10 protein-coding genes are annotated in these 11968 nt (G+C 64.0%); 6 read left to right on the top strand and 4 right to left on the bottom strand.

The annotated features are described in order from the left end of the window. Positions 1-234 precede the first annotated feature (234 nt). Positions 235-1650 (top strand): PLP-dependent aminotransferase family protein, encoded by a 1416-nt coding sequence (locus FS665_RS02600; protein WP_145182919.1) that lies wholly within the window; start codon positions 235-237, stop codon positions 1648-1650. 66 nt (positions 1651-1716) lie between these two features. Here FS665_RS02600 and FS665_RS02595 read toward each other — a convergent pair whose 3' ends face one another. The 3 genes from FS665_RS02595 to FS665_RS02585 are packed head-to-tail and all read right to left on the bottom strand — an operon-like array spanning position 1717 to position 5320. After that, the gene (locus tag FS665_RS02595; protein ID WP_145182917.1) at positions 1717-2739 is read right to left on the bottom strand and encodes a histone deacetylase family protein; all 1023 of its coding nucleotides are present in this window, start codon (positions 2737-2739) and stop codon (positions 1717-1719) included. Next, positions 2739-3980, bottom strand: a complete 1242-nt coding sequence (locus FS665_RS02590; RefSeq protein ID WP_145182914.1) for a Zn-dependent hydrolase — start codon at positions 3978-3980, stop codon at positions 2739-2741. The genes FS665_RS02595 and FS665_RS02590 overlap by 1 nt, the downstream gene beginning before the upstream one ends. A gap of 26 nt (positions 3981-4006) precedes the next feature. After that, positions 4007-5320: an MFS transporter gene (locus tag FS665_RS02585; protein ID WP_145182911.1), complete on the bottom strand. Its 1314-nt coding sequence runs from the start codon at positions 5318-5320 to the stop codon at positions 4007-4009. A 151-nt stretch (positions 5321-5471) separates the two neighbouring features. Between FS665_RS02585 and FS665_RS02580 the strand changes: the two genes are divergently transcribed. The 3 genes from FS665_RS02580 (at position 5472) to FS665_RS02570 (ending at position 8723) form a co-directional block, all read left to right on the top strand. After that, the gene (locus FS665_RS02580) at positions 5472-6392 is read left to right on the top strand and encodes a LysR family transcriptional regulator (protein ID WP_145182908.1); all 921 of its coding nucleotides are present in this window, start codon (positions 5472-5474) and stop codon (positions 6390-6392) included. 117 nt (positions 6393-6509) lie between these two features. Then, the gene (locus tag FS665_RS02575) at positions 6510-7052 is read left to right on the top strand and encodes a WYL domain-containing protein (protein ID WP_145182906.1); all 543 of its coding nucleotides are present in this window, start codon (positions 6510-6512) and stop codon (positions 7050-7052) included. 141 nt (positions 7053-7193) lie between these two features. Beyond that, on the top strand, positions 7194-8723 hold the full coding sequence (locus FS665_RS02570; protein ID WP_145182903.1) for a catalase: 1530 nt from the start codon (positions 7194-7196) through the stop codon (positions 8721-8723). A gap of 9 nt (positions 8724-8732) precedes the next feature. Here FS665_RS02570 and FS665_RS02565 read toward each other — a convergent pair whose 3' ends face one another. Then, on the bottom strand, positions 8733-9752 hold the full coding sequence (locus FS665_RS02565) for an AraC family transcriptional regulator (RefSeq protein ID WP_145182901.1): 1020 nt from the start codon (positions 9750-9752) through the stop codon (positions 8733-8735). Between the two features lie 166 nt (positions 9753-9918). On the opposite strand from FS665_RS02565, the gene FS665_RS02560 reads away from it, so the two are divergent. Both FS665_RS02560 and FS665_RS02555 read left to right on the top strand, forming a co-directional pair. After that, a complete protein-coding gene (locus tag FS665_RS02560) occupies positions 9919-11103 on the top strand; it encodes an acetyl-CoA C-acyltransferase family protein (protein ID WP_145182898.1) in 1185 nt (394 codons plus the stop codon). Positions 11104-11113: 10 nt separating this feature from the next. Continuing rightward, positions 11114-11962, top strand: a complete 849-nt coding sequence (locus FS665_RS02555; protein ID WP_145182895.1) for a 3-hydroxybutyryl-CoA dehydrogenase — start codon at positions 11114-11116, stop codon at positions 11960-11962. The last annotated feature ends 6 nt before the right edge of the window (positions 11963-11968 follow it).

The raw sequence follows: 11968 nt of genomic DNA, 5'->3' as shown, positions 1-11968 counted from the left end.
GCAGGATGGTGTGCGCAGCACACGCAGGCCTTCCATGGCGGCCTGCTGACGCGCCCCAGGTAGGCCCCTGGGACGAACTGAACATGCTTTGTGTGGCGATATCCGACACCTAATGTAAAAATGTCCGACGTAGAGAGCCATGCACAGTGGCATGAATCTCGCACTGCACTGTACAGGTCGCCGATGCAATACACCTCGCTGGCGCTTGCCGTCACGCACTCCTGAAGGCCCCGAATGCTTGAATTACACCCAGACTCGCCGACGCCGTTGGTCAATCAGATCATCGACGGGCTGCGTGAGCTGATCGACAACCAGACCCTCAAACCTGGCGCCAAGGTTCCGTCTATACGCGCTTTCGCCGCGACCTATTCGGTGAGCACCTTCACTGTGGTCGAGGCGTACGACCGTTTGGTTGCCCAAGGGTTGTTGGTGAGCAAGGGCAATGCCGGGTTCTTCGTCAACCGCGCGGCGGGCGAGTTGCTGGACAATCAAGCCAGCGAATCCGACAGCGGTCGCCCGACGTTCAATTCCGAGTGGTACCTGCAGCAGATCTTCGAGACCCGCCAGCTGCCGTTCAAACCAGGCTGCGGCTGGTTGCCCAACGACTGGATGTACGAAGACGGCCTGCGCCGCGGCCTGCGTCAAGTCGCGGGCAGCCCGTTGGAGCTGTCCGGTTATGGTGATCCGATGGGGTTGCCGGAGCTGCGCGCGCTGACCGCGCAGAACTTGCAGCAGGAGCTGTCGATCGTCTGCAACCCGGCGCAGTTGATGCTCACCCATGGCGCCAGTCAGGCCCTGGACCTGGCCGTGCGCACCCTGGTGCGCCCAGGTGATGTGGTGCTGGTGGACGACCCTGGCTATCCGAACCTGATGAGCATCCTGCGCACCCAGGGCGCCACCTTGATCGGCGTGCCGCGCACGCCCAACGGCTACGACCTCAACCACCTTGAGCAGCTGTTGGCGCACCAGCGCCCGACAGCGTTTTTCACCCAGCCGCACCTGCACAGCCCGACCTGCTCACGCACGCCATTGGCGCAGTTGCATCGGCTGTTGCAACTGGCCAGCCAGCATGGCGTGCGGCTGGTAGAAAACAACCTGTACGCCGACATGGTCGCCGAGCCGCAACCGTGCCTGGCCAGCCTCGATCACCTGCAGCAAGTGGTGTACGTCGGCAGTTATTCCAAGAGCATCTCGCCCAATGTCCGGGTCGGCTACCTGCTGGCCAACCCGGCGTTGGCGCAGAAGCTGCTGCAGCTGAAAATGCGTTCGGGCCTGACCACCTCGCAGGTCATGGAGCGGGTGGTATACGCCGCGATCATCGATGGTCGCTGGCGCAAACACCTCAAACGCCTGCGCCAGCGCCTGGCCGAAGCCCATCAGCAGGTCGGCCGACACTTGCATCGGCTGGGCTTCGAGCTGTTCATCGAGTCCGACGAAGGCATGTACATCTGGACCCGCCACCCGGCGATTCCGGACAGCGCAGCGTTGCTGGACGACGCGCTGGAGCAAGGCATCATGCTCGGCCCCGGGCAGTTGTTCATGGTCGATGCCAAGGCCACCGGCTGGATGCGCTTCAACGTGGCATTCAGTACCGATCCGGCGATGTGGGAATTGTTGGAGAAGGTGCTGGTCAAGCATGTGCGACGCTGAAACCGTGGCCAGACCGTGGCCAGCCAGGACAACGAGGCGTTAGCCTTACCGCACCTGCCATCGACCCTAGCGCCAGTCCCCCAGGTCCGCAAAAAACGCCCGTGCATTGTCCTGCAAGCTCTCCAGGTGATACCCACCCTCCTGCACGATGACACACGGCAAGCGCAGCGCTCGGATCCGCTCGCCCAAGGCGGCGAAGCCTGCGGTGGTCACCGCCACCTTGCTTTGCGGATCGAGCTCGTAGATATCGAAGCCTAACGACAGCACCAACGCGTCGGCGCCGAAGTTCTTCACGGCAGCCAAGGCCACCTCCAGCTTGGCCATGAAGTCCGCCTCACTGGCGCCATGGGCCATCGGCAGGTTGAGGTTGTACCCTGCACCGGCGCCGCTGCCGCGCTCGTCTTCGAATCCCGCTACGGCGGGGTAGAAATTGGTCGGGTCACCATGGGTCGAAACGTACAGCACGTCGTTGCGTTCGTAGAAGATCTCCTGGATGCCCTGGCCGTGGTGCATGTCGGTGTCGAGGATCGCCACCCGGCCGTAGCGGCTGCGCAGGGTCTGCGCTGCAACGGCGGCGTTGTTCAGGTAACAAAAGCCGCCGGCCGCCTCGACGCGCGCATGATGGCCCGGCGGGCGACTCAGCGCGTAGGCCGCTGGCGCCCCATCGATCACGGCCTGGGCGGCGGCCTGCGCGCTCTGCGCCGACCAGTAGGCCGATCGCCAGGTGTGCTCACCGACGGGGCAGCTGCCATCGGCCAGGTAGCGCGCGGCCTGGGCGAGGATGCCGCGCAGCGCGTTAGGCTCACGCACGAAGATGTTCGACATGACCTCGTCGCCCCAGTCTTCGGGTACTGCTTTCCAGCGCGTGTGCGCCTGTTCGAGAAACGCCAGGTAGGCCTCGCCATGCACCGCCTTGAGCGGCGCCAGGCCGGCATCGCCCGGCTGGCGGATATCCATGCCAAGCCGTTGCGCCGCTTGCAGCAGCTGCTGGGCACGCTCTGGGACCTCTTGCGGGGTGCGCATGGCGCCGCGCGAGTAGTAGCTGCGCGGATGATGCAGCAGCTGTTCGGGATGGAAATAGCAACGCATCAGGCTTCTCCTTGTGCGACGTGGCCGGCGCGGGCCAGCACCGCGTTAAGCAAGACATCGACACCCTGGCGGGCATCCTCGGGCAGTACGTCTTCGGCTTCGTTGTGGCTCAGCCCGCCTACGCACGGGATGAACACCATGGCGGTCGGGCAATAACGGGCCAGCAGGATGGCGTCGTGGCCGGCGCCGCTGACGATGGATTGCTGGGCATAGCCGAGTCCGTCCACGGCCTGCTGCACGGCCGCTACGCAGTCGGCATCGAACGGCGTCGCCGGGCTCACCCAGTGACGTTCGATGCGCACCTGCAGGCCGCGCTGCTTGGCGATAGCCTGGAGCTTCAGACCCAGGTCGCGCTCCATGGCCTCGATGGCGTCATCGCGGTGGTGGCGCAGGTCCACGGTAAACCGCAGTACCCCTGGAATGGTGTTGCGCGACGACTTGGCGATGCTCAGCTCACCGACGGTGGTCAGGCCTTGCGGGGCAAAGTCCGCCGCCAGTTGCTCAACGGCCTGGATCATCCGCGCAGCGCCATACAGGGCGTCCTTGCGCAGCGGCATCGGCGTGGTGCCGGCGTGGGCGGCCATGCCTTCGACCGTCACATCCAGCCAGCGGATGGCCTGGCCGCCACTGACCACGCCAATGGCCTTGGCGTTGTCTTCAAGGATTGGCCCCTGCTCGATATGCGCCTCGAAATACGCATCGACCGCGCCGCCCAGCGGGCGTTGCCCGGCAAAGCCGGTGCGCTTGAGTTCATCGGCAACGCTCAGGCCAGCCGCGTCACGGATCGCCAAGGCCTGATCCAGGCCCAGGCTACCGGTGAACACCGCCGAGCCGAACATCGCGGGGGTGAAGCGTGCGCCCTCCTCGTTGGTCCAGACTGCGAGTTCCAGCGGCTTGCGGGTACGGATATCCAGCTCATTGAGGCGGCGCACCACCTCAAGACCGGCCAGCACCCCATAGACGCCATCGAAACGACCGCCCTCGGGCTGGGTGTCGAGGTGGCTGCCGATCATCACCGGCGCCGCTTGCGCATCGGTCCCTGGGCGGCGGGCGAACAGGTTGCCAATGGCATCCACGCTCAGCGTCAGGCCGGCCTCGCGGCACCAGTGGCTGAACAGTTCGCGCCCGGCCTTGTCCTCATCGCTCAGGGCCAGTCGGCAACTGCCACCGCGGGCGGTGGCGCCGATTTCGGCCATTGCCATCAGGCTCGCCCACAGGCGATCACCATTGCTCTTCAACATGTGTGGATACTCCAGAAGCTGAGAAATCATCGCGCCATTTCCAGGCGCTGGCTGTGGGCATACTGGCGCGCCAGGGCGAGCACGCAGAGCAGCGAGGTCATGGCGATCACGCTGTAGAACACGGCCATGGGCCACCACTGACCGGTGAAGGTGTGTGCAAGCCAGGTGCCGATCAGCGGTGTCAGGCCGCCGGCGATGGCGCCACAGACCTGGTAGGCCAGGGATATCGCGGTGTACCTGACCCGTGTCTCGAACATGCCGCTCACGTAGCCGGCGATCACCGCATAGAACGCTGCCATGCAGGCCGCAGCCAAGGCGATGCCGAGCACGATCAACGGACCTTCGCCGGTGCTGACCAGCACGAACATCGGATAGGGCGAAGCCATTGCCAACAGCGCGACCAGGGCCAGGAAGCGGGTGGCACCGAGCTTCTCCGACAGCCATGCGGCCAGTGGCTGCACGCAGAACTGGATGAACGCCACGAAGAACAGGCACTCAAGGATCAGCGAGCGCTCGAGCTGCAACTGCTGCGTGGTGTAGCTGATCATGAAGGTGTTGGTGAAATAGACTCCGGCGATACCCAGGGTGTTAGCGCCGATGCACAGCAACAGCGGGCGCCAGGCGCTGCGCAGCACCTCCATCACTGGCGCTTGCTCCTTGCGCTGGGCCTTGGCCGCCTGCTCGCGGCTGGCGATGAACTCCGGCGACTCGTTGACCCCCAGGCGAATCGCCAGGCCCACCAGCAGCAGCAACGCGCTGGCCAGAAACGGCACGCGCCAGCCCCAGCTCATCAATGCCTCTTCGGGCAGGCGGGTGACCGCGCCAAAGGCCAACAGCGACAGGATCAAACCAGCCGGGCTGCCCAATTGCGCGAACGAGGCGAAGAAATTACGCCGTCCCTTGGGCGCATGCTCGCCGGCCATCAGCACCGCCCCGCCCCACTCACCGCCCACCGCAATGCCCTGGACCACCCGCAGGAGGATCAGCAGCACCGGCGCCGCTGCGCCGATCTGTGCATAGGTCGGCAGCAGGCCGATGCAGACGGTGACGATACCCATCATCAACAGCGTGATCACCAACGACTTCTTGCGGCCGATGCGATCACCCATGTGGCCAAAGATGATGCCACCCAACGGCCGGGCGAAGAAGCCCACGGCGAAGGTGCCGAAGGCGGCCATGGTGCTGAACAGGCTGTTGTCGGACGGGAAGAACAACGCGCCGAACACCAAGGCGGCGGCGGTGGCGTAGATATAGAAGTCGTACCATTCGATCATGGTGCCGATGAAGGCGGCAGCAGCGGCACGACGCGGCTGAGACTGGGGCGAAGCGAGCGGCTTCATGGTAGCTCCTTTGCTTGTTGTTCTGGCAGGAGTTGAAGATCACGGTGGCACTCTGGGGGTGCCTAGGGGTGATTTTTCGACCGAGGGCTATGATTAGTCAATTTTCTATTTATTATTCGCACTATTAGCCTTGCTTATTATCGAGTCGATCATGTCCGACCGCTTGCTCAACGATCGCCTGGACTGGAACCTGCTGCGCACCTTTCGCGTCATTGGCCAGGAGCTGTCGATCAGCCGCGCCGCCGCCCGCCTGCATTTGACCCAACCGGCAGTGAGCCAGGCGCTCAAACGCCTGGAGGAACAACTCGGCCGCCAACTCATCGCCCGACGCGGCCCCCGCTTCGTGCTCACCGACATGGGCGAGCAGCTGTTTCGGTTGGCGGGTGAGGTGTATGGGCAGATGTCGCAAATTGGCGGCCTGCTGGAACATCCGGCCGATGAAGTGGTGGGCAAGGTCCGGCTGTTGATGATCAGCCGCATCGTCAGCGAGCGTTTCGATGACTTTCTTGCCGATTTTCACCGGCAACACCCGCGGGTCGATCTTGAGATCGACGTGATGCGCAGCTCCGACATCGTCGCCGCCTTGCAGGAAAAAACCGCGACCGCAGGCCTGAGCCTGAACCGCCGGGCCCAGCCGCGACTGGAACAACGGCTGTTTCTGCGCCAGCGCTATGCGTTTTTCTGCGGCAAGCATCACGCTCTGTTCGGTCAGGCCGAGGGCGATCTGCAACGGGAAAACTTCGTCAGCTTCACCAGCGACCAGATCGGCGGCATGTTGTCACCGCTGACCATATTCCGTGACCAACAAGGTTTTTCCGGGCGCATCGTGGCTTCCTCGCCCAGCCTGGAAGAAGTACGGCGGCTGGTGATCGCCGGGTTCGGCATCGGTTGCCTGCCTGAACACGTGGTCGCGCCGGATGTGGCAGCGGGGCTGCTGTGGAAACTGCCGCCTCGTGAAGGCATTGCCGATGTCGATATTCACCTGTTGTGGAACAAGGAGCAGCGCTTTAGCCGCGCTGAAAACGTATTTATCGAAGCGTTGCAACAGTGTCTGGAGCACGCCATCGGTTAGCGCTTGCTGATGCGCTCGGGAAACTTGGATCCGATCGAGGGTTGGAGTATGCTACGACAGTAGCCAATTGCCATCACCTCGCACGTCGCTTGTGCCTGGTTTCAAGGACGAAGCCCAGTGCCCAGCCATCCGACCCGCCATACCATTGCTCGCCAGTGGCAGCTGCTCAAACTCTTGCCCGATCGCCATCCAGGCATGAGCTCGACCCAACTGCGCGCCGCGCTGGCCAAGCTGGGGCATGCCACCAGCAAGCGCACGGTCGAGCGCGACCTGGTCGAGCTGGCAAGTCTGTTCACGTTGCGCTGCAACAACAAAGGCACGCCGTATGGCTGGTACTGGCAGCCGGGGCTAAGCCTGGACGAGGCGCAGCAACTGCAGCCCGATACCCTCACGCCGTCGCCTGCGATCGAGCTGCAGGCGTGGGTCGACGATGGTCTTGCGCGCCAACTGCAACGCCAGCCGCTGGCCGACAACCAGCAGCTGGCACCCTACGCCGACAGCGGTGCACTGCTGGCGGCCACGGTCGAAGACAGCCGGGCATTGATGAGCTGGCTGCTGTCCCAGGCCGGGTCGATCCGAGTGACGGCTCCGGAAACGCTGCGGGTGGCGCTGGTCGAGCAGTTGCGCCAGAGCCTGGCGCTGAACGATTGCAATCTCTGAGCGAGCCATTCAGTGCGCCACGCTGCGCGTCGGACCGCACCGCAAGGAAAAGTCGTACACCAGGCGCCGACTCTCCTGACTGTGGTATCCGCCCAAGCTGACTAGCATCGGCACTCCTTCCCTGAGATGAGTGCCATCGCCATGCTCTCGATCCGCCCACGCCAAGCAGCGCTGACGCTACTTTGTACAGCTGTCCTCGCCAGCCCTGCGTTGTTCGCCTCACCGCTGACCCGCGACAACGGTGCTGCCGTTGGCGACAACCAGCATTCCCAGACTGCCGGTGCAACGGGGCCGGTGTTGCTGCAAGACGTGCAATTGATCCAGAAGCTGCAGCGTTTTGACCGTGAACGCGTGCCCGAACGCGTGGTGCATGCACGCGGTACCGGCGCACATGGCGAGTTCACAGCCTCTGCAGACTTGTCCCCACTGACCGTCGCGCCGCTGTTCACGCCCGGGGAAAAAACCCCGGTCTTCGTACGTTTCTCCTCGGTGGTGCATGGCCTGCATTCGCCGGAGACGCTACGTGATCCACGAGGCTTTGCCACGCGCTTCTACACCACCACGGGAAACTGGGACCTGGTCGGCAATAACTTCCCGACCTTCTTCATTCGCGATGCCATCAAGTTCCCTGACATGGTCCACGCGTTCAAGCCTGACCCGCGCACCAACCTGGGCAATGATGCACGGCGCTTCGACCTGTTCTCGCACATGCCCGAAGCCACGCGCACGCTGACGTTGCTGTACTCCAACGAAGGCACCCCCAAGAGCTATCGGCACATGGACGGCAACAGCGTGCATGCCTACAAGTTCATCAATGCCCAGGGCGACGCGACCTACGTCAAATTCCGCTGGAAAAGCCTGCAAGGCCGGGAAAACCTCGACCCCAAGGCGGTCGAGCGTATCCAAGGTAAAACCTTCAGCCACATGACCGAGGACCTGGTCACGGCCATCGAGCGCGGCGACTTCCCCAAGTGGGACCTGTACATCCAGACCCTGCGCCCTGAGCAACTGCCTGCCTTCGACTTCGACCCACTGGATGCCACCAAGGTGTGGCCGGATGTGCCGGAGCGCCGGGTCGGGCAGATGGTGCTCACGCGCAATGTCGGCAATGTCTTCCAGGAGGTCGAGCAAGTCGCGCTGGCGCCCTCCAACCTGATCAAGGGTATCGAGCCTTCCGAGGACCGCCTGCTGCAAGGTCGGCTGTTCGCCTATGCCGACACCCAGATGTATCGGGTCGGTGCCAACGCGGCCAACCTGCCGATCAACCAGCCACGGGCGGCTGTCAACAACGGCAATCAGGACGGGGCGCTCAACCCCAACCGCAGCCGCGACATGGTCAACTACCAGCCAAGCCGCCTGCAACCGCGGGTCACCACCGACAGCGCTCGCTACAGCCAGTTGCCCCTGGCAGGCACTACCGAGCAACGTGTCATCACCCGCACGCAAGATTTCAAGCAGGCAGGCGACCTGTATCGCGCTTACTCGAAAGACGAGCAGCGCGACCTGGTCAACAGCTTCGGTCAGTCACTGGCAGTTGCCGATGACCAAAGCAAGCACATCATGCTCTCGTTCCTCTACAAGGCCGATGCCGAATACGGGACACGTGTGAGCAAGGTGGCCAAGGGTGATCTGCAACGGGTCAAGGCCTTGGCTGCCGAGCTTGCGGATTGAAGCAACCGGTTACCGGGTCTCAAGGTTGATCAGCCGGGCACGGTAGGTTCCAGGACTCTGCCCGGTCCACTTCTTGAACGCCCGGTGAAAGGCACTGGGCTCCTGGAACCCGGCCTGGGTGGCGATCTCAGCAATGCTCAGGCACCCTTCACGCAGGTGCTCGAAGGCTTGCGCGCGGCGCACCTCATCCTTGATCTGCTGGTACGAACGCCCTTCGCGCTCGAGCTGCCGCCGCAACGTGCTGGTGCTGATGCCCTGCTGCTGGGCAAGCGCCGACAGGGTTGGCCAATGCCCATGGGGGCAAGCCCGCAGCTGTCGGTAGATTTGGGCAGCGCGCCCAAGCGGGTTGCGAACGCGGATCACCAACCCTTGGGGCGCGCTGCGCAGGAAGGTCTTGAGCCCTGCCACGTCCTGAACCACCGGCAGGCGCAGCCAGGCGCTGTCGAGTTCGACTTCGGTACGCCCGCTGCCCAATCGCAGGTCCGGGCCCCAGAGCAAGGCGTCGTCGTCCTGGGCCGGGCGGGCCACTGCCAGCTCGGTGCGGTGGATGACGACACGCTGCCCGGCCAGCCAGCACAGCAGTCCGATCACCAGAATCAGGTAGGTTTCCTCGGCATACACCCGCTGCAGTGGGTCGGCAATCACCGACTGCAGGCTGATCACCGCGCGTGAGCCGCGCAGCGTCAAGGTGCCGCGCAAATCGCGCAGGAACAGGGCAAAACTGTTCAGGCACTGGCGCAGCGCTTTCTCCAGGTTCGGCTCGTGGATCAAGCCGCGGCAGATCAAGGCAAAGCTGCCCAGTGGCATGCCATGGCTGTCCAGGTGAAAGAACTCATCGTCCAACGCCCAGATCATGTCCAGCCACAGGCGCGCGAAGGCCTTGGCCGGCACCCGCGCCTGGGCCTGTCCGAGCAGGGCCGGGTCTATGCCGACGCCGCGCAAACGGGCGTCGCGCGCTTCAGGCTGCTCGCGCAGCGCATGCAGCATGGCATCGAGAAAATACACCGCGACCGAATCGCTATCGCGCATGGCAGGCTTCTGTCTATGCTGAGTGGCAAAAAACGCCAGGTTGACTGAACAGATCCGGCATAGGCTGGCTTGATGGGTTTGCCTAGACTCAAGCCCACATCCGGATCGCCGGGCATTCTCGCAGAGCCGGCCCGGTCCCCGCCACGCCTTCGTCTCTGGAGCCCTCATGAGCCGCGCAGAAATCTACATCGTCAGTGCCGTACGAACCGCCATCGGTGGTTTTGGCGGTTCACTCAAGGATCTGCCTCTGGCAGATCTCGCCACGGCCGCGACGCGCGCCGCCATCGAGCGATCGGGCGTGGCCGCCGAGCAAATCGGCCACGTGGTGATGGCCAACGTGATTCCCACTGAACCACGCGATGCTTACCTGTCGCGTGTGGCCGCGATGAATGCGGGCATCCCCAAGGAAACCCCGGCCTTCAACGTCAACCGCCTGTGCGGCTCCGGCCTGCAAGCCATCGTTTCTGCCGCGCAGTGCCTGCTGCTGGGTGATGCCGAGGTGGCGCTCGCCGCCGGTGCCGAATCCATGAGCCGCGGCCCGTACCTGCTGCCGCAGGCACGTTGGGGCGCGCGCATGGGTGATCTGCAAGGCATCGACTACACCGTCGGCGTGTTGCAAGACCCCTTCGAACACTTCCACATGGGCATCACCGCCGAAAACGTCGCGGCCAGCCAAGGCATCAGCCGCCAGATGCAAGACGAGCTGGCGCTGATCAGCCAGCGCCGCGCCGCTCGCGCCCAGGCCGAAGGCCGTTTCGACAGCCAGATCGTGCCGCTGGAACTCAAGACCCGTAAAGGCACCGTGCACTTCGCCGTGGACGAGCACGTGCGCGGCGATGTGACCGCCGAGCAGTTGGCAGGCATGAAGACAGTGTTCAAGAAAGACGGCACCGTCACTGCCGGCAATGCCAGCGGCATCAACGACGGTGCTGCCGGGCTGGTGCTGGCCAGCGGCGAGGCCGTGCAACGGCTGGGCCTCAAGCCCCTGGCGCGGCTGGTGGCCTATGCCCATGCCGGGGTTGAACCGGCGCTGATGGGCCTGGGCCCGATTCCGGCGAGCCGCAAGGCCCTCGACAAGGCAGGGCTGAAGGTCAGCGACCTGGACGTGATCGAGTCCAACGAAGCGTTCGCGGCGCAGGCATGCGCCGTGGCCCGCGAGCTCGGCTTCGACCCAGAAAAGGTCAACCCGAACGGCTCGGGCATTTCGCTGGGCCATCCGGTAGGTGCCACTGGCGCGATCATCGCCACCAAGGCCATTCATGAACTGCAACGCGTCCAGGGCCGCTACGCGCTGGCCACCATGTGCATCGGCGGCGGCCAGGGCATTGCCGTGATCTTCGAGCGGGTCTGAGGACTGAAACATGAGCATCGAACACATCGCGGTCATCGGCGCGGGTACCATGGGCAACGGCATTGCCCAGGTGTGCGCGGTAGCGGGCTACCAGGTGCTGGTGGTCGACGTGAGTGAGGCTGCCTTGGAGCGCGGCCTGGCGACCCTGGGCAAGAACCTCGAGCGCCAGGTCGGCAAAGGGACACTGGACGCCGAGCGCGCCACTGCCGCGAAGACCCGGATCCGCACCAGCACCGACTACGCACAACTGCACAGTGCCCAGTTGGTGATCGAGGCGGCCAGCGAAAACCTGGCACTCAAGCAGCGCATCCTGCAGCAAGTGGCTGCCAACGTCAGCGCCGAATGCATCATCGCCACCAATACCTCATCGTTATCGGTAACGCAGTTGGCAGCGGCCATCGAGCAGCCACAGCGCTTCATTGGCGTGCATTTCTTCAATCCGGTGCCGATGATGGCGCTGGTCGAGATCATCCGCGGCTTGCAGACCTGCGACAGCACCTATGCCCAGGCCTTGCTGCTGACCGAGAAGCTCGGCAAGACCCCGATCAGCGCAGGCAACCGGCCAGGGTTCGTGGTTAACCGAATTCTGGTACCGATGATCAACGAAGCGATTTTCGTGCTGCAGGAAGGTCTGGCCAGTGCGCAGGACATCGACACCGGCATGCGCCTGGGCTGCAATCAACCGATCGGGCCGCTGGCCTTGGCCGACCTGATTGGCCTGGACACCTTGCTGGCGATCATGCAGGCGTTTCATCAAGGCTTCGACGACAGCAAGTACCGCCCTGCCCCGCTGCTCAAGGAAATGGTCGACGCCGGCTGGCTGGGACGCAAGAGCGGGCGCGGCTTCTTCAGCTACTGATCAGCC

Source organism: Pseudomonas sp. URMO17WK12:I11 (assembly GCF_007677725.1).
Lineage (GTDB): Bacteria > Pseudomonadota > Gammaproteobacteria > Pseudomonadales > Pseudomonadaceae > Aquipseudomonas.
Note: the sequence above shows the minus strand (reverse complement) of the source record. Positions and strands in the feature narration are given on the sequence as shown.